We start from the raw sequence: 17,803 nt of genomic DNA on the forward strand, positions 1-17,803 counted from the left end.
CGAATGCAAGGGCGAACGATCGCCAATCCAATTTATGTAAATAATGAAAAGGGCGAGGAGCCTGAAAGACCCCTCGCCCGTAGAACTCGGCCGTTACTTACCGGGCTTGTACCAGCTGTCGAGGCCCTTCTGGAGCTTCTTGGCAGCATCGTCCGGCGTATCCGTGCCGTTGATCACGTTTGCGGATTCAGTCCAGGTTTCATTTTCCAGATTCGGCGTACCGCGCGACAGGATCTGATAGGTCGAGCGAACGGTCGACTTGTGATTATCACGCCAGGAGACGAATTCCTGCGCAAGCGCATCGCTCATCTTTACCGGGTGCGAGTTCAGGCTGAAGAAGCCCGGCAGCGAGTTGGCATAGATGTTGGCGAACTCGTCGGAAGCGACCCAGCTCAGGAACTTCTTGGCTTCTTCCTGATGCTTGCTCTTAGCGTTCAGGCCGACGCCGATATCCGGATGATCGGAGATGTAGGCAGTGTCACCGGCCTTGGCGACCGGCGGCGGGAATGCACCCATCTTGAACTGAGCCTGGGTGTTGAAGAGAGCAATTTCCCAGGAACCAGCCGGATAGATCGCGGCCTTGCCAAGTGTGAAGAGGTTCTGGCTATCGGAATAGCTTTGTGCTTCGAAGCCGTCGCCGAGATAGGGCTTCCACTTGGCCAGCTCCTTGTAAGGGTCGACCCACGGAGCGTCCGTCAGCTTTTCCTTGCCAGCGATGAGAGCCTTGCGGCCTTCCTCACCCTTCCAGTAGTTCGGGCCGATATTCTGGTAGCCCATGGTTGCGGCTTCCCAGAGATCCTTCGTGCCCATGGCCATCGGAATGTAGGTGCCATCGGCCTTGATCTTATCGAGAGCAGCAAAAAACTCATCGCGTGTCGCCGGGACCTTCAGGCCGAGCTTGTCGAACGCATCCTTGTTGTAGATGAAGCCGTGAATAACGGACGCCATCGGCACGCAGAAGGTCGACTTGCCATCATCGGTCGACCATGCGGCCTTGGCGACAGCCGAGAAGTTTTCCAAGCCCTTCAGCTTGGTCAGATCAACAAGGTGCTTCTTGTTGAAAAGGTCGAGCGAGGCATCGAACGGACGGCAGGTGATGATGTCGCCTGCGGAGCCGGCGTCGAGCTTGGCGTTCAGCGATGCATTGTATTCGGTCGGAGCCGTCGGCGAGAAGACGATCTTGATACCCGGATTCTTCGCTTCGAAAGCCGGGATGATCTTTTCCTGCCAGATCTGCAGGTCGTCGTTACGCCAGCTTTCAACCGTCAGCGTTACATCGGCCGCATGCGCCAGACTGACCGAGGTCAGCAGACTGGATGCAAGAAGCAAGCCTTTCAGAACATTGGTTTTCATTTCCCTCTCCTGTTTTCCGCGCCATGGCAAGGCGCTGTTTTCGATCTGAAATCCGCTGGCCTGTCCGAGGAAACGGTCAGCGCTCCGCAGGGACCGCCAATATTGCCGACCCCCCATGCAAAAGGCTTCAGAGGCACTCTGCCCGATCAGCCGGATCAATTGCCGCCTGCCGCAACCTGGATGGAGGCGCTGCAAGAACCATGCGGGAATTCACGACCAATGCCGAAGCGAGATCCTCCTGATCCGAACGGTGGGACAACGACGAGATGCGCGTCTTTGACACTCACCTACCGGCTGTTGTTTTTTGCCGGCTGTATCGATGTCCATTCGTATTGTTCCCTTGTGGCGAATTAAGGCCAAAAAAATACCAATTGTCCAGCCGATTTTAACTTTCAGATATAAAAATATCGGAGAAAATAAATTTCCATATGTATTTCAAATGGATGTCAGCAAACAAAAATGAGCGCGCCGCCTATTGGTAAATGGTATTTTTTTGGTATTGTATTGAAAAGCGGGGAACATGCGGCATCCGGAGGCATGATGGGGCAGTTTGCAATTGGTATTGACGGTGGCGGAACAAGTTGCCGGGCGGCGGTCATAAACGGCACCGGGCAAGTGCTCGGCACCGGTAAGGCCGGTGCCGCCAATATCCTCTCCGACCTGGAAAACTCGTTGATCCATATCGTCGCCTCGGCAAAACAGGCGCTGATCGATGCAAAGCTGGACCCGGAACTGCTACGGAAACTACCTGCGGTCATCGGAACCGCCGGAGCCAATGTCGGAAATTATGGCAAACGGGTCGAAGGTGCCCTGCCCTTTGCAAGCACACGCGTGGTCACCGATGCGACAATTGCGCTCCAAGGTGCGCTCGGCGACGCCGACGGGATTATCGGCGCCTTCGGCACCGGCTCCGTCTACAATGCCCGCCGTGATGGCAAGAGTTGGGGCATCGGCGGCTGGGGCTTTGTCGTCGGCGATCAGGCCAGCGGCGCGCGCCTTGGCCGCGACCTGCTCGAACGAGTTCTTCTCGCGCATGATGGAGTATTGAAGGGCTCGGCGCTGACGGCTTCGATCATGGCCGAATATGGCAACGACCCGGAACGGGTCGTCGAATTTGCCCACGTATCGAAGCCCAAGGATTTCGCCCGCTACGCTCCGATCGTGTTCGAATATGTCGGCCTGGAGGATGTCGTTGCCGTCGACATCGTTAGAACGGCGGCGAGATCCATAACCGAGAGCCTTGATGCATTGCTTTGGCCGGGATGCCCTTCGATCTGCCTTCTCGGCGGCCTTGCCCAAGCCTATCGTCCCTGGCTTGATGAACGGCACAAGGCGATTCTCGCCGAACCCAAGGGAGATGTCTTGCGCGGCGCCGTGGAACTGGCAGCAAAATTGCTGCAGGGTGGAGAGGGAACCAGGGCATGACCGAGGATTTGAGCGCGATCTTCTCGCCGGAGCGCCTTTCGGGAGGCGGCACGGGTCCGCTGTATGTCAAGCTGCGGCGCACGCTTGAAGAAGCCGTGAAGATCGGAAGACTGAAACATGGCGACGCGCTTCCACCGGAACGTGATATCGCCGAATTCGCCGCGGTCAGCCGCGTCACCGTACGCAAGGCAATCGACGATCTCGTCGCCGAAGGCATCCTTGTTCGCCGCCATGGTTCCGGCACCTTCGTCGCTAAACCCGTTTCCAAGGTGGAGCAACGGCTATCCCAGTTGACGTCTTTCACGGAGGACATGGCCCGACGGGGGATGACCGCTCGTTCCGAATGGCTGCACAAGGGCGTGCATACGCCCTCCCCGGACGAAATGATGATCCTCGGCCTTGCGGCCGACACCAAGGTATCGCGGTTGAGCCGCCTGCGCATTGCCGACGATCAGCCGCTCGCGATCGAGCACGCCAGCGTCTCCGGTGAGTTCCTGCCGGATCCGTCTGTCGTGACGACATCGCTCTATGCAGAACTGGAAAAGCGGCAGGTGCGCCCGGTTCGCGCCGTTCAGCGCATATCCGCAACCAACATGAAAGAGGCCGATGCCGGGCTGCTCGGCGTCCCCGTGGGAGCCGCAGGCCTCTCGATCGAGCGTATCTCCTATCTGGGTTCCGGCCGAGCTGTGGAGTTCACGCGATCACTCTATCGCGGTGATGCCTATGATTTCGTTGCTGAGTTGACGATAGGCGCGAGCTAGCGAAAAACTGCGAGCAGAAAAACGTTTGGAATCAAAAAAACGCCGCCCCGGCTTGAGTAGCCGGGGCGGCGTTTTCATGCAGAATCAAATTCCAAGCAAAACAGTTCAAGCTATTGAAATGACCAAAATTCAGGCTGCGTCGTCCACGGCCGCGTCACGCTTTTCAGGCACATAGTTGAGAACCGGGCCTAGCCAGCGTTCAACCTCGGCGACAGGCATGCCCTTGCGGGCGGCATAATCTTCCACCTGATCGCGTTCGACCTTGGCCACACCGAAATAATAGGATGACGGATGACCAATGTAGATACCAGAGACGGATGAGCCCGGCCACATTGCATAGCTTTCCGTAAGGGTCACGCCCGTTGCCGCTTCGGCATCGAGCAAGCGGAAAAGCGTATCCTTCTCGGTATGATCAGGCTGCGCCGGATAGCCAGGCGCCGGGCGAATGCCGGCATAGGCTTCAAGAATGAGTTCCTCGCTCGATAAGTTTTCGTCAGCAGCATAACCCCAGAACTCCCGCCGCACGCGCTCGTGCATCCGCTCAGCGAAGGCCTCGGCAAAGCGGTCGGCTAGTGCCTTGACGAGGATCGACGAATAATCGTCATTCGCCCGTTCGAAACGCTCGGCGATGGCCACTTCCTCGATGCCGGCAGTGACGACGAAGCCGCCGACATAATCGCTCACACCGGTTGAAACCGGTGCCACGAAATCCGATAGAGCCACATTCGGCCGACCGTCCCGCTTCGACAGTTGCTGACGCAGCGTGTAGAAAGTCGCAAGTTCCTCGCTGCGGCTTTCATCCGTAAACAGCCTGATATCGTCACCGACCGCACCCGCCGGCCAGAAGCCGATGACCGCGCGCGGACGGAACCAGTTCTCCGCGATGATCTTCTCCAGCATCGCCTGTGCGTCGCCATAGAGCTGCCGTGCCGCCTCTCCCTGCTTCTCATCCTCGAGAATGGCTGGGAAACGCCCCTTGAGTTCCCAGGTCTGGAAAAACGGCGTCCAGTCGATATATTTCGCCAGCTCGGCAAGATCGTAGCTGTCGAATACTTTGGTTCCGAAGAACTGCGGCTTGACCGGCTTGTAGCTCGACCAATCCACTTTCTCGGCATTCTCGCGCGCCCTTGCGATCGGCAGGCGCACCTTCTCCGCCTCGCTGCGCGCATGGGCAGCCGCGACCTTGGAATATTCAGCCCGAACGGTATCGATATAGCCCTGCCGCGCATCCGGCGATAGCAGCGCGGATACGACGCCAACGGCGCGGCTCGCATCCGTAACGTAGACAGTTTGCCCCCGGTGATAGCCGGGATGGATCTTCACCGCGGTATGGACGCGGCTCGTAGTGGCGCCACCGATCAGCAATGGTATATCGAAGCCCTGCCGCTCCATCTCGGAAGCGACATGCACCATTTCGTCCAGAGACGGCGTGATCAGCCCCGACAGACCGACAATATCGACCTTCTCGGCGATCGCCGTCTCAAGGATCCTCGTCGCCGGCACCATGACGCCGAGATCGATGATTTCGTAATTGTTGCAAGCAAGAACGACGCCAACGATATTCTTGCCGATGTCGTGCACATCGCCCTTGACGGTCGCCATCAGCACCTTGCCGGCCGACTGCCGTTCACCGCCGCCGCCATTGGCGAGCTTTTCGGCCTCCATATAAGGCAGCAGCACGGCAACGGCCTGCTTCATGACGCGGGCGGATTTCACCACCTGCGGCAGGAACATCTTGCCCGAACCGAAAAGGTCGCCAACGACATTCATGCCCGCCATCAAGGGACCTTCGATGACATGCAGCGGCCGCTCTGCGGCCTGACGCGCTTCCTCGGTATCGGCCTCGATATAGTCGGTAATGCCATTGACCAGCGCATGCTCGAGCCGCTTCTCGACCGGCCATTCTCGCCAGGAAAGATCCTGCGCCTTGGCCTCCTTGCCGCCAGCTCCGCGGAAACGCTCGGCAATTTCAAGCAGGCGCTCAGTGCTGTCAGGCCGGCGGTTGAGCACGACGTCTTCGCAGGCTTCCCGCAGTTCAGGGTCGATATTATCGTAAACCGCAAGCTGACCGGCATTGACGATGCCCATGTCCATACCCGCCTGAATGGCGTGGTAGAGGAACACGGCATGCATGGCCTCGCGGACAGGTTCATTGCCGCGAAACGAGAACGACAGGTTCGACACGCCGCCGGAAATATGAACCAGCGGCATGGTCTTCCGGATCGTCCTCGTCGCTTCGATGAAGTCGACGCCGTAATTATTGTGTTCTTCGATACCGGTCGCCACGGCGAAGATGTTCGGATCGAAGATGATATCTTCTGGCGGCAGGCCCGCCACTTCCGTCAGCAGTTTGTAGGCACGCGAGCAGATCTCGACCTTGCGCTCATAGCTGTCTGCCTGCCCCTGTTCGTCAAACGCCATGACGACGACGGCCGCACCGTACATCCGCATCAAACGAGCCTGCTTGAGGAAGTTCTCCTCGCCTTCCTTCAGGGAGATGGAATTGACGATCGGTTTGCCTTGAACGCATTTCAGGCCGGCCTCGATGATCGAGAACTTCGAACTGTCGATCATAACAGGAACACGAGCAATATCCGGTTCAGCGGCGATGAGGTTGAGAAACTCTACCATCGCCTTTTCGGAATCGATCAGGCCCTCATCCATATTGATGTCGATCACCTGCGCACCGTTCTCGACTTGATCGCGCGCGACGGCAAGCGCAGCCGTGTAATCGGCATTGGTGATGAGCTTGCGGAATTTCGCCGAGCCGGTGACGTTCGTGCGCTCGCCGACATTGACGAACGGGATGTCTTTGGTGAGCTCGAACGGTTCCAATCCTGAGAGCGACATGAAGGGACGATGCTCGGCAGGCTGCCTTGGCGGATATTTCGAAACCGCCTGAGCGATCGCAGCAATATGCTCCGGGGTCGATCCGCAGCAGCCGCCAACGATATTGACGAGTCCTTCGCGCGCAAACTCCTCGACCTGAGCCGCCATCATCTCGGGCGTTTCATCATACTGACCGAATTCATTCGGCAAACCGGCATTCGGATAGGCGCAGATGAAGGTATCCGCAGCGGCCGAAAGCTCCTGCAGATGCGGCCGCATGGCATTGGCGCCGAGCGCACAATTGAGGCCGATAGTAAAGGGACTGGCGTGGCGCACGGAATTCCAGAACGCCGAAGGCGTCTGACCTGACAGCGTGCGGCCGGAAAGATCGGTAATCGTGCCCGATATCATGATGGGCAGACGAACGCCCTTGGCTTCGAAGCGCTCCTCGCAAGCAAAGATCGCGGCCTTGGCGTTCAGCGTATCGAAAATCGTCTCGATCAGAATGATATCGGCGCCGCCGTCGATCAAACCGTCGATCTGCTCGCCGTAGGCTAGGCGCAGATCATCGAAGCTGACGGCACGATAGCCGGGATTGTTGACGTCGGGCGAGATCGAAGCCGTACGATTCGTCGGACCGATGGCACCGGCAACGAAACGGCGCTTGCCATCCTCGCGCTCGGCGCGGATCGCCGCGCGGCGGACGATCTCGGCGCCCTCCTTGTTGAGATCGTAGACCGCACCTTCCATCTGGTAGTCCGCCTGCGCAATGCGGGTGGAAGAGAAGGTGTTGGTCTCGAGGATATCCGCACCCGCCTTGGCATAGCGATAATGAATCTCTTCAATCGCATCGGGCTGAGTCAGAATGAGGAGGTCATTATTGCCCTTCTGGTGGCACGCGCAGCCGATGAATCGATGGCCGCGAAACTGATCCTCGTCGAACCCGAGCCCCTGGATCTGCGTGCCCATGGCGCCGTCAAGCACAAGGATTCGCTCGCTTGTAGCCTTTCTCAAGGCCTCGAACACTTCGCTGCCGTCGCGCTTCGCCGTTTCCGAACCAAAAAGAGTGTCAAACATAAGCGAATTCCTCTGGCCTAATTGCGACTTCGCAACCAGATCACATAAAGATATCTTTATGTCAACATATCTACGCTCATGTTCGGTGGAGCGCAAGCACGCCTCTTCTATAGTTGTGTTCTTTCAAGAAAAGACAGACTAGGCGAATTGCTGCCCGACCATTGCTACCCGACCATGGACAACGCGGATGTAGCGACACAGTTTCATCCCATAACGCCATGACAGCGCTTTCGAGCGGCGCTATACGGCTTCTGGAAGAGAATCCAAGGAGGACGGCATGAACATACAGGTTGAACCCGCAGCGCTCGGAAACTGGAGCACCCGCACCTACCACAGGCGCTGGTTGCTCGATCAGGCCGATGCGCTTTTCAATTTCTTCCAGTATCGCGCCGTCAATCCCAAGGGCGGTTTCTATGACATGGACGATTACGGCAAACCGCTGGATAAGACCAATCCCGTGCGGGGCATCCACTTGACGGCGCGCATGGTGCATTGCTTCTCGATCGGATCGCTGCTGGGTCGTCCCGGCGCGAACGAGATTGTCGACCATGGAATGAATTATCTATGGAACCATCATCGTGACACGAAGCATGGCGGCTATGTCTGGTCGCTAAACAATGATGGCCCGGTCGATTCCAGCAAGCAGGGATATGGTCACGCTTTCGTACTGCTTGCGGCTTCCTCCGCCAAGACGATCGGACACCCGCTGGCCGACGGCATGCTCGCGGATGTCACGGAAATTCTGGATACGAAGTTCTGGGAAGCAAAGCACGGCGCGATTGCCGAGGAATTCGCCCAGGATTGGTCGCTGATCGACGGCGGCAGCTATCGTGGCCAGAATTCCAACATGCATTTGACGGAAGCGCTGATGGCCGCCTTCGAGGTTACAGGCGAAAGAGCATATCTGGACAAGGCCGAAAGTATCGCGGATCTCGTTATCCGGCGTTCGGCCGGATCTGTTGGTTGGCGAGTTGCCGAGCACTTCAACGCGGATTGGGTGCTCGACAAGAATTATCGCGGCAATGAGATGTTTCGTCCGTCGGGTACGACGCCGGGGCATTGGCTGGAATGGGCGCGCCTCCTCCTGCAGCTTTGGTCACTGGGAAAAAGGCGTCACGACTGGATGCCGGACGCGGCCAAAGGCCTCTTCTCGCAATCCATGTCTCTGGGTTGGGACAATGATAAAGGCGGCTTTTTCTATACGCTTGATTGGGAAGATATACCGGCCAAACGCAACAAGCTCTGGTGGCCTGCCTGCGAGGGCGCAGGCGCTGCACACTACCTGAATGAACACGCTCCGAGCGATTTCCATGAAGAAAGCTATCGCAAGATTTGGAGCGTGATCGGCCGGGCATTCATAGATCACGCCAATGGCGGCTGGCATGAAGAGCTGACAGACAGTCTGGTTCCGGCCCATACGCTGTTTCCAGGCAAGGGTGATATCTACCATGCCTTGCAGGCCTGCTTGATCCCTCTCTTCCCGGCAACAGGTAGCCTCACCAAGGTCATCGCCGAGGCTGGCGGCAAAATCTAAGGTTGGCGGCGGCGCATGGTCCAGGTCCGGTGCCGCCTTCGCCTTCTATGCGAGATTGAGATTGTGAAGCTCGTGACCAAGCGTCAGAGCCAACGCCTCGACGACGAGATTATGATCTTCACGCTGCGGCAGGCCAGAAACGGTAACTGCGCCGATACAGCCGGTGCCATTGACGAAAATGGGGAAGCTGCCGCCGGATGCGGCATATTCAGCGCTCGAAAGGCCATTGTCCTCGATCGTTTTCCCCTGCCGCTGCAGTCGCAAGGTGCTGGCGTAGCTGCTGCGAAAATACCGCAAGACCATGTTGCGCTTCCGGCGAATCCAGTTGGAATTGTCGGGGGTGGAGCCGGGTAACGCGACGTAGAAAACCGGCATCGAATGCAGCGTAATATCGATGGCGACGCCCAGATTGCGCTCGCTGGCCAGGTCGCGCAATAGCTTCCCCAGTACCCAGGCCGTCGAAAGATCGAAAGCGTCGAAGCGCAGCGTTTCCTCTTGCAGTTCGATACGAGCAAGGTCCTGGTCGATCGTCATGGAAAGCCCTTCCTAAAAATGGATCGGCCTATCAAACGCGGAGAGAGTGATTTGTCCACTATCTCTTTGGGACTTCAAAACCAAGTCGCCATTTTTGACCGATGATAAGGTCATACTCTTCCGGCTCGAACGCCTCAAAGCCTCCGCCTGGATAGAAGGTCAATTCGCCGACGCGGACCCACTCCGCCGACGCATAGAGATCGACACGAACGAAATCGATATCACGCGCCACGGTTTCAGCGACATGGATCATTTCATCCAGCCGCGGCGGACGCGCAACTTCGCCTGGATAAAGACCGAGATAATCCCGATCGTAAAACGGTAGTTTCTGCCAGTCGGGCGTATAATTGCAGGAATAGCCTCGGCCATTCTCACGTATGTCGATCTCGATATGAGAAACTTTGCCGTTGAACGTAAAGAGCCGATAATCCCAAGGAACTCTACCGTCGACGAGCAGCATGCTTTCTATAAGAATGCGGCGCTCCAATTGGCTGTAAGCCCACTCCCTATTGTAGGAAGCATGATCGATCGATAGCCACTCAGCTGAGGGATCATTCTTGAGAAGCCGGTCCACGTCCGCCTCTCCATAAAGAAATCGTCCCACACCGCTCGCATGGGTCGGCTTGACAACGGCAGGTAAGGAGATTTCCGACCAATCCACGGAGGCCAGGTCGGTTCCGACCCAAAGTGTGGGAATAATATATTGGCTGCCAACCCGTTCCGTGATCAGCAGCTTGGCGTCGGCCTTGTCAACGAAACGTGGAAAGACGGGATTTCGATCATAAAGTTTGCGCGCCTGCACCTTATCGGTAAAGGTTTGAGGTGATGTCAAATTGGGAAATTTGCCGCGGATGGCACGATATTTCAGAGCGCAATAAGCCCTGTCCGGCAAAGGCGACATAAGCCGCCAGAGGAGATTGTGCATCCGCTCGCGCAATCCCTTCTGCAGATATCCCGGAATGAGAAATCCATCTCGCCCTGCGGCTCGATCTGTCATAGCAGCCATCTTGAATTTCAACTAGAACGCAAGTGAAAACTATCAGCGCGCCTTTAACACAAGGTTATGCGTCGGTCTTCAAGATAGATGACCATGAGTAAATCTGCATCCAATCTTCTTAGAAGCTCACTGATCAGCCTGGCAGCAACATTCATTTCGTTGGCAGCTGGCTTCGCGAGCAGCATCATCGCCGCCCGCATGCTCGGTCCCGCCGGATCGGGCAAGGTCGCCTACGCATTATGGGTTGCGACGGCGGCCGCAGCGCTGGCAGACATGGGCCTGCCTCAAACCTTGCTGCGCAATGCAGGGAGCCTTTCGGGCGATGGCGACGCATGGAAAACATTGGTCCGCACGGCGCTGCGCAGCTTTCTCATATCCGTCGGCATGATTACCGCAGCTATTCTTCTCTTTGCCGCAATTACTTACGTCCACCGCGATGTACGGCATGCCTGGTTTTGGCTGATTACCGGTGCCTTGTTCCTGAGCTATGCGTTCCATGTATTCTCGACCGCCGTGGCACGTGGAAGAAACCGCTTCGGTCAGACGGCTCGCACGACTTTACTGGGCGGAACGATGCAAGTTCCGCTCGTCTTTGCCGGAGCCTGGCTGCTGGGCCCGGCTGGAGCCTTGATCGGCTATGTCGCCCGCTATCTGCCACAGGCGTTGAAATTGCGAAGCTATATCGATCCCGCTTCAAAATATTCGCGGAACGCGATGACACCGGAAATGTTGCGCTACGGCCGGTATATATGGCTCAGCGATCTCATCGAGATCCTCGTCCTCTCGCGCATAGAGTTCCTCTTTCTGGGTATCTTTCTCTCTCCGACAAGCATCGGCTATTTCGCTGCGGGCCTCGGCCTGGCCGGGCTCATTGAACAGATCATGCTCCAGATATCGCCGGCGTTGATTGTCAATTTCACCGAGGCACATGCGCGAAATGACCAGCAGGCGCTTGATGCGGCATATCAACGTGTTATCCGTATCGTCGCCCTGGTCATGCTGCCGATCAGTCTTGGCGGAGCAACCATCATGCCCGAACTTTTGCCGCTGATCTTCGGCGATGCCTTTGAGCCTGCCACTCCCGCAGCGGCCACCCTGCTGGCCTTTGTCTGGCTTGCCGGCATGTCCGTAATTCCGTGGGGCATAATCGGCGCTTCCGGTCGCAGCGCTGTTTTGCTGCGCATACAGATTGCAAGCGGTATATCGACGATAGTATTGCTGACCGTTCTTGTGCCTCTGCTTGGGCTCGAGGGTGCCGCTCTTGCTCGGGTCATGATCGTGATATTTACGTTTACGCTGCTCGGCTGGATGGCTTGGAAATATGTCCGCGTTGCTGTACCGGTCGCGGCCTTGGCAAAAACGATGCTCGCAGCTCTTCTTTGCGCGAGCGCCGCAGGTCTCGGCGTTTACAGCCTCGATGGGCTTGCGGCGCTTATAGCCGCCATTCCCGCTGGAATAATTGCCTACATGCTGGCAATCCGTTTTTTGCGCCTGGTTACACCCGAAGATGTGCAGATTTTGATGGATACGGCGGCAGCGAAGCTACCAAAAGTATCACGTCCATTCGCCGACAAGCTGTTCAATTTTCTCGCACCGAGCTAATAGATCACTGGGCTTCAAAGGCGGCGGCCAAAGTCTGCCGTGCAACCTCGTCCCAGGTCATTATTCCATCGCGGAAAGCCGTCGAACGTCGCATCGCCAGTGCAGCGTCGATCTTCTCTCGCCAGGCAACCTCGCCTTCAAGACGATATGGAATTCCGTTGGCACGTTTAAAGGGAACAAGATCAGGCAACAGGATCGGCAAACCGCAATAGCTGTACTGCGCGAGCTTCAGGCTTGATTCAGCGAGATAAACTTCATCGGCTGTGAGCCGATAAGGCGCAATTCCGAAATCCGCATGCTGCAGATAAGGAACGATGCCTTCGAAGTCCCGCTCACCGTAGATCGTGATATTTGGTTGAGCCCAGCCGCTCCAAGCTGCGCCAAAGACGTGAAAATTTACATCGGGAGCAGCCGCTGCCATGGCAGCGACGGAAGCCTGGTCAAAGAGCATATTGCCGATGGAAATTGCGTTGTAGCTGCCGGGTTGATATGGCGACGGCTGCTCCCGATCAAAGAGTGCGGTGTCGACACCCTGAGGAACGACACGTACACGCCCCCCCGATGGAAGCATCGCCCCCAGCCTTTCTGAAGGAACACAAACCGTATCGAAGCGTCCAATCTGAGCGGCTTGAAACTCTTGCAGCACTGGTGCTGCGCCTATGCTGCGCAGCAGGTCGCGGCAAAAATACAAGGTGCGTGCCCTCGAATTCAGCCTTTTGACCTTATTGAAGAATGCGAGTGCCGAACCGCTTTCGATCACCACCAAATCGGCATCGGCTATTACGCCGCGCGCAAAAGCAGGGAGATAGCTGCCATAAAACCGAAACAATGCCGCACTTGTTACATTCAGAAAGCGATTGCTGGAGCTGAAGGCATGGAATGGAGGAAGATAAGCGCCTGCTCTCAGGTTAGCGGCGATAACCTGAAATCGGTTCGCCTGGTCTTGAGACAGTGCGCGAAAGCGTGGACGGTCCTTCAACAGCGTCAGCCAGCTGTGTCCTATGGTAACAAAATCGACCTTATTTCCCTGCGCGGCCCAGCAGGACGCGATAAAGTGGATCGACGCCTTCCTGTAGCCGCGCAGAAACGCATGCGATGTTAGAATCACTATCTTCCGTCGCTGCTTGGCCTCGCTTATGGCCAGCTTTGCATCCTCGTGTGCCAAAGGCAGGTCCCTAACCGCGACCTTTCGCCGGCCTGTCTCATAACCGGCATCAAAACGTCGTTGAAGTTGCGGCGGCGAACGATCATGTCCGGGGCGCTGATAACCGCAACCAAGCCCAGTCTGGAGGGATATGAACCGCAAAGCGTCTAACAGGTGGTTAAAGTAGCGCCGTCAATCATCACATTAATAGGTTGTAGTTCTCGTGGATTTGATTGGAAGTGACTTGGCGAACCATCACTCTGGCCCTCAAGCCGCACAGCTCTCGCTTGCCTGCAAGAAGCGAACAGGTCATTGATAACGCTGTATGAATGTCCCGCCAGAGGAATACTCCTGCATGAATGCAAAATACGCATTGCCCGCCATCCTGGCCTGCACCTGTGCCGCGACGCCAACTCTGGCTGACAATCCAGCGCAGATGGTTCTGCACGACGGCTTCGACGGCACGGATTTCGCGCCGTCCGGCCATCTTTATTATCGCGATAACTTCGAACAAAAAGCGGGCACGATTGAATTTCAATCGGAGGTCAAGCGGACCGGCGCCGGTGCATTGAAGTTAAGTGTCAAGCCATTCTGCCCGCCCGGTAAAGCGAATTGCAGCGAAAGAGCGGAGATCTGGGAGCGTACCAAATATCGCGTACCCTACGATCAGGGAGTTTGGTACGGCTTTGCCGTTAAGTTCGCCGATCCCATCCCGTCTGGCGATCATCGTTATCTCATTGCGCAATGGAAACGGGAAATCGGGCCGAAGGCAGAGGGAGACTTCAGCCCATTCCTGGCTTTGCGGCTCAATAACGGCAAGCTTTTCGCTACCGTAGAGACCAACTACGTCGCACCGGCCAAGAAGGGCAAATCCAGGGGCGATGGTGAAATTTGCGGCGACGGCGAAACGCCTGTTTGGTTCCGGCCGGATAGCAATCAGATGCGGGCCTTGGTGGCGACGGACGATAATTGGAATGACGGCGATGGTGGAGAGTTCACCAGTTGCACCAACGCAATCAAGGTAATAAATCGTGGCAACAAGCTACCAACGCCTTCTTCTGGCTGGATCGACTTCGCCATCTACAGCAAACCGGGCCCGGATGGCTCGGGTCATATCGAAATATTCGCTAACAATAAATGGATTGTATCAGTTACCGGCCACATAGGACATGCAGACCACGGACTTGGAAAGAATCAATACTTTAAATTCGGCCCATATCGCGCTGCCGATACTACGGTTTGGACTCTTTATTACGATGATTTTCGCCGTTCACCGCATTGCGCCGATGTATTGTCGGACCCCAGTCTGTGCCCGATGAAGTGAGATGGTAGACGAAGGCACTTCCATCGTTGAATAAACATCGCTGAGAGATGCTGCGAAAACCGCTTTTTTTTGCAATTCCGCCGAACTTTTTCTCTTTTCGTTAGTTATCTTCTTTCGTGAAGGAGGTGACCTAAATGCTTACTACCCATCGCGACTGCAAACAGCACGTGAAGAGGAATGCAATACCATCTCTCGGCGAAATCGAAGGTAGGGTCGCAGTTCTGGAAATTGTTGCTCAATCTGCGTTGGCGCACGTCTTTGACGACGGAGAAGTCGATATTGACGCTGCGTTGCTCGCACAAATTCGCAGGGCAATGCATCATAAGTGCAAGGAACTGAAACTCGACGGAGAAGACACGGCATCGGCACTTTCATATGCCGAGGAGTTGATCGAGGCTGCAGTAAGGGCGTCCCATCCAATTCACCAGTGATGCCTTCCGGACCGAAGCTCGCATTATCCCTTTTGGTGGCGCTGGCAATTACGCTCGGCGTCCTTTTGTTTGTTGCGCCACACGACATAAAGGACGGGCCTGCACATCCAACAGCCCGGCCTGGCGAGCACCAAATTCCTCAATGATGTGCCGCAAAGAACCTTGTCGCATTAAGAGACACGGTACCTGTTCCATATCAGGCTGACGTTAACGTCGAGCAATGAAGGCGGTTGCAAATTTCCAAAACCAAAGCAGTGTTCGCTTCAGCCCGTCTGGTACCAGCTCCAACAATGAATGGTGTAGCGAATGTTTATGACGATCAACGCGCCGCTTTACCCTGATGACATTGATGTCCTCGCCGGCGCACTCTTCGCCTGGTGCGCGGAGCGTAGTATAAGACTGCAAAGCCAGGAGGGTCTGTCCGCGGCCAACGTGGCTATCGATCTCTACGATGCCGGTTATCAAACCCAGGACCAGCTTCTGGGCGCTCTGTACGACTACGAGTTTCATTGACGATTAGGTCCAGAGCCCGCCCATCCTCAAAGTTGCGATGTAGAGCAATCTCCTGAATATGTGCTGTGGTATCGCTTCAGTTACAGCAAGCTCTGATCTACCGCCTGATCTTTCAGAGCATTGGCGATGCAGTCCCGCTCCTCAAGGATGCCGGACCATTCGTCCCAATGGTATGTCGAATCATAGATTAGCGTGAAAGGCCCTTGATAGCCGGCGGCGGCGGAAACCTCGACACAACGAATATAATCCTCGGTACCAAGGCCAGTTGGGGAATAATGCCCCTTTGCGTGGCAAAGCTCGGCGCGGCCCATGATCCTCGCAAGATCATCGTATTTTCCGGCGCGCTCCCAGTTGCCGAAGTCCCCGTTGAGACCGACCTTGCCGCCCAATGCGTCAAGAAGTCGATTGACCTCTGCAGGGCTTGGTAAAAGATCAAACCAGTTTTCTTCATATCGGCCGTGCCCGTCGCGTTCATGCCGGCGGGCGATTGGCCGAGCAATCGGGTGACCGGAATGTCGGCCGCGCCGGCGACGATCTGCAGGAAGGCCATCAGAATATCCGTAAGACCGGAGAGCGATGCGCTCTTGCTGTCATAGTCCTCTTCGGCATCGAGGATCAGGGTGCCGTTGACCCCCTTGATGGTGTTGGCAAGCGAGTAACGGCGCAGCACGGCATCTTCATAGGCCTGATTGCCGATATTCGCCGAGAACTGCGGAACCTTGATGATGTCGATCTTCGCCTCGAAGACGAGGCTGGCGATATTGGCCGCCGTACTGTCTGCGTTCTTGATCGCGTCGAAGGTCGCGGCCAGCACGCTTTCGCCCCAGGCTTGATTGCCCATGCCGCCAAACTCTTCATTGGGCGCCATCGCCCCCTTGAAGATGACGAGCCGGGACGGATGGATGGTCACCTGGATGCCGTTGGCGCCGGTCAGCGTGTAGAATTTTGGCGTGCCATACCATTCCGAGGTCGGATCGCTCTCAATGTCCCCGGCAGCCAGCTGTCGACGCGTCAGCACCGTCAAGTGTTTGAGGCCGCCCTTTCCGATACGCTCCATCTCCAATGGCAAGGCCGGATCGGCGTCCTCCGACCCGATGAACAAGGCAGCGCCACCGAAAAGCCGCGCCTTCGTCGACGCCTCCAGCAGCCTGCCGCGAAGATTGAGACGGCGTTCCTCGGCATCGATCAATTCGATCTGATCGTTCGCCGCCTGCCAGTTTCGCCATTTCCGGCAGCTATCCAGCGCCGGAATGTCGACGATCTTGCGCGGCAGCCAGGAACCGCGATAGGCGGAAATGATCTGCTCGTCCGTCAGGATCGGCTGCGTGTAGAAAACAGATGCCGCCTTGTCGCGTTCGGTGCCCATGCGGGATGCAAGGCTCACCAATCCGTCGCGAACCATCGAGAATACCTGCCCCATGGATTGTCCTTTGATGTCGGGTGATGAAGAGGCTCACACGAGGCGAGCCTAGCACTACTTTGGCAGAATTGAATTTGGGGTCATTAGGAACCTGATACGGCAGTGAGGACATCGTTGTGGTGGATGGTGGTTTGAGAGCGCGGCTATGACAGCGCGTCGGATGGCCGGCAGTGTCGGCTTAGGCGGGCCGTGCCTCTTCCTTTTTTTCCCGCTTTGCCTTGTTGAGGCGTTGATGTTGAAGAAAGGCATAGGCAATCATCGTCATCAACGCGTGTCGGTGGAGGCCCTGCCATGATCGACCTTCAAAGTGATCGAGGCCGAGCTCTTCCTTCATCTGCTGATGGGCCTGCTCGCAGACCCATCGCGCCTTAATGGCCGCCGCGAGCGCTTTCAAGGTCGCCTCGGCCGGCAGATTGGAGAGGTAGTATTTGCGCTCGTCGTTTGAACGCCATTCACCAACGAGCCATGCCTCTTCACCCGGCATGTGTTGCTGTCCCTTGTCGAGGATGCGTTGTGGGGAACCATCAGCAATGCGAATGCGCAGAGCCGCGAAGCGTGCGGTCAGTCGAGCTTTGGTGCCGTGACGCCAACTGACCTTCTTCCAGGTGTTTCCTTCCAAGATCGTTTCGGCTGCGGTCGACAGCGTATCGGGGATCGAATGCTTGCGCGGCCTTCCATGACCGGCGACAGGAAAGATCAATGCGACATCATGAGGATAAACCTTCTGATGCTTGGGAATACCGACAGCCCAGGTGAGATTGCGCGCACTGAGCCCCTGGCGAAACGCAGCCGACAGACCATAGCCGGCATCCGCAAGCACGGTGCCAAACCGCACGCCCGCGGCCATCAGCCGATCGAT

At 56.6% G+C, this 17,803-nt stretch carries 13 protein-coding genes and 1 pseudogene; 7 read left to right on the forward strand and 7 right to left on the reverse strand.

The annotated features are described in order from the left end of the window. Window positions 1-93 precede the first annotated feature (93 nt). A complete protein-coding gene (locus FHT84_RS06145; protein WP_112342601.1) occupies window positions 94-1,353 on the reverse strand; it encodes an ABC transporter substrate-binding protein in 1,260 nt (419 codons plus the stop codon). A gap of 540 nt (window positions 1,354-1,893) precedes the next feature. Here FHT84_RS06145 and FHT84_RS06150 point away from each other — a divergent pair. Both FHT84_RS06150 and FHT84_RS06155 read left to right on the forward strand, forming a co-directional pair. Further along, complete coding sequence (locus tag FHT84_RS06150; protein ID WP_113249418.1) at window positions 1,894-2,778, forward strand: BadF/BadG/BcrA/BcrD ATPase family protein; 885 nt, start codon at window positions 1,894-1,896, stop codon at window positions 2,776-2,778. Then, on the forward strand, window positions 2,775-3,539 hold the full coding sequence (locus FHT84_RS06155; RefSeq protein WP_112342603.1) for a GntR family transcriptional regulator: 765 nt from the start codon (window positions 2,775-2,777) through the stop codon (window positions 3,537-3,539). Before FHT84_RS06150 ends, FHT84_RS06155 begins: the two co-directional genes overlap by 4 nt. Before the next feature lie 129 nt (window positions 3,540-3,668). On the opposite strand, the gene metH is transcribed toward FHT84_RS06155, so the two are convergent. Then, window positions 3,669-7,445 (reverse strand): methionine synthase, encoded by a 3,777-nt coding sequence (metH, locus tag FHT84_RS06160; protein ID WP_113249419.1) that lies wholly within the window; start codon window positions 7,443-7,445, stop codon window positions 3,669-3,671. 277 nt (window positions 7,446-7,722) lie between these two features. On the opposite strand from metH, the gene FHT84_RS06165 reads away from it, so the two are divergent. Further along, complete coding sequence (locus tag FHT84_RS06165; RefSeq protein ID WP_113249420.1) at window positions 7,723-8,979, forward strand: AGE family epimerase/isomerase; 1,257 nt, start codon at window positions 7,723-7,725, stop codon at window positions 8,977-8,979. 45 nt (window positions 8,980-9,024) lie between these two features. On the opposite strand, the gene FHT84_RS06170 is transcribed toward FHT84_RS06165, so the two are convergent. Both FHT84_RS06170 and FHT84_RS06175 read right to left on the reverse strand, forming a co-directional pair. Further along, the gene (locus FHT84_RS06170) at window positions 9,025-9,513 is read right to left on the reverse strand and encodes a heme-degrading domain-containing protein (protein WP_112342606.1); all 489 of its coding nucleotides are present in this window, start codon (window positions 9,511-9,513) and stop codon (window positions 9,025-9,027) included. Between the two features lie 58 nt (window positions 9,514-9,571). Then, the gene (locus FHT84_RS06175) at window positions 9,572-10,519 is read right to left on the reverse strand and encodes an ATP-grasp fold amidoligase family protein (protein WP_246698467.1); all 948 of its coding nucleotides are present in this window, start codon (window positions 10,517-10,519) and stop codon (window positions 9,572-9,574) included. A gap of 78 nt (window positions 10,520-10,597) precedes the next feature. Between FHT84_RS06175 and FHT84_RS06180 the strand changes: the two genes are divergently transcribed. Further along, complete coding sequence (locus FHT84_RS06180; protein WP_246698466.1) at window positions 10,598-12,112, forward strand: lipopolysaccharide biosynthesis protein; 1,515 nt, start codon at window positions 10,598-10,600, stop codon at window positions 12,110-12,112. Between the two features lie 4 nt (window positions 12,113-12,116). On the opposite strand, the gene FHT84_RS06185 is transcribed toward FHT84_RS06180, so the two are convergent. Continuing rightward, a complete protein-coding gene (locus FHT84_RS06185; RefSeq protein WP_183761318.1) occupies window positions 12,117-13,277 on the reverse strand; it encodes a polysaccharide biosynthesis protein GumK in 1,161 nt (386 codons plus the stop codon). 415 nt (window positions 13,278-13,692) lie between these two features. Here FHT84_RS06185 and FHT84_RS06190 point away from each other — a divergent pair, with 415 nt between their 5' ends. From FHT84_RS06190 to FHT84_RS06200, 3 genes are all read left to right on the forward strand, one after another. Beyond that, window positions 13,693-14,580 (forward strand): polysaccharide lyase, encoded by an 888-nt coding sequence (locus FHT84_RS06190; RefSeq protein WP_246698473.1) that lies wholly within the window; start codon window positions 13,693-13,695, stop codon window positions 14,578-14,580. A gap of 134 nt (window positions 14,581-14,714) precedes the next feature. Further along, window positions 14,715-15,011 carry a hypothetical protein gene (locus tag FHT84_RS06195; RefSeq protein ID WP_113249423.1) on the forward strand — a complete coding sequence of 99 codons (297 nt, stop codon included), beginning with the start codon at window positions 14,715-14,717 and terminating at the stop codon, window positions 15,009-15,011. A 306-nt stretch (window positions 15,012-15,317) separates the two neighbouring features. Beyond that, window positions 15,318-15,524, forward strand: coding sequence for a hypothetical protein (locus FHT84_RS06200; protein ID WP_112342610.1), 207 nt, complete (start codon window positions 15,318-15,320; stop codon window positions 15,522-15,524). 187 nt (window positions 15,525-15,711) lie between these two features. Here FHT84_RS06200 and FHT84_RS06205 read toward each other — a convergent pair whose 3' ends face one another. Beyond that, window positions 15,712-16,944 carry a phage portal protein gene (locus FHT84_RS06205; protein ID WP_246698465.1) on the reverse strand — a complete coding sequence of 411 codons (1,233 nt, stop codon included), beginning with the start codon at window positions 16,942-16,944 and terminating at the stop codon, window positions 15,712-15,714. Between the two features lie 199 nt (window positions 16,945-17,143). Then, window positions 17,144-17,803 (reverse strand): annotated as a pseudogene (locus FHT84_RS06210) (transposase); the annotation flags it as partial.

The organism is Rhizobium sp. BK289 (genome assembly GCF_014193575.1).
GTDB classification, from domain to species: Bacteria; Pseudomonadota; Alphaproteobacteria; order Rhizobiales; family Rhizobiaceae; genus Rhizobium; species Rhizobium tropici_C.

Coding starts and splice junctions, on each gene's coding strand:
- FHT84_RS06165 (WP_113249420.1), top strand. CDS start 7,723: ATGAACATACAGGTTGAACCCGCAGCGCTCGGAAACTGGAGCACCCGC.
- FHT84_RS06150 (WP_113249418.1), top strand. CDS start 1,894: ATGGGGCAGTTTGCAATTGGTATTGACGGTGGCGGAACAAGTTGCCGG.
- FHT84_RS06190 (WP_246698473.1), top strand. CDS start 13,693: ATGGTTCTGCACGACGGCTTCGACGGCACGGATTTCGCGCCGTCCGGC.
- FHT84_RS06205 (WP_246698465.1), bottom strand. CDS start 16,944: ATGGGGCAGGTATTCTCGATGGTTCGCGACGGATTGGTGAGCCTTGCA.
- metH (WP_113249419.1), bottom strand. CDS start 7,445: ATGTTTGACACTCTTTTTGGTTCGGAAACGGCGAAGCGCGACGGCAGC.
- FHT84_RS06175 (WP_246698467.1), bottom strand. CDS start 10,519: ATGGCTGCTATGACAGATCGAGCCGCAGGGCGAGATGGATTTCTCATT.
- FHT84_RS06180 (WP_246698466.1), top strand. CDS start 10,598: ATGACCATGAGTAAATCTGCATCCAATCTTCTTAGAAGCTCACTGATC.
- FHT84_RS06170 (WP_112342606.1), bottom strand. CDS start 9,513: ATGACGATCGACCAGGACCTTGCTCGTATCGAACTGCAAGAGGAAACG.
- FHT84_RS06145 (WP_112342601.1), bottom strand. CDS start 1,353: ATGAAAACCAATGTTCTGAAAGGCTTGCTTCTTGCATCCAGTCTGCTG.
- FHT84_RS06155 (WP_112342603.1), top strand. CDS start 2,775: ATGACCGAGGATTTGAGCGCGATCTTCTCGCCGGAGCGCCTTTCGGGA.
- FHT84_RS06195 (WP_113249423.1), top strand. CDS start 14,715: ATGCTTACTACCCATCGCGACTGCAAACAGCACGTGAAGAGGAATGCA.
- FHT84_RS06200 (WP_112342610.1), top strand. CDS start 15,318: ATGTTTATGACGATCAACGCGCCGCTTTACCCTGATGACATTGATGTC.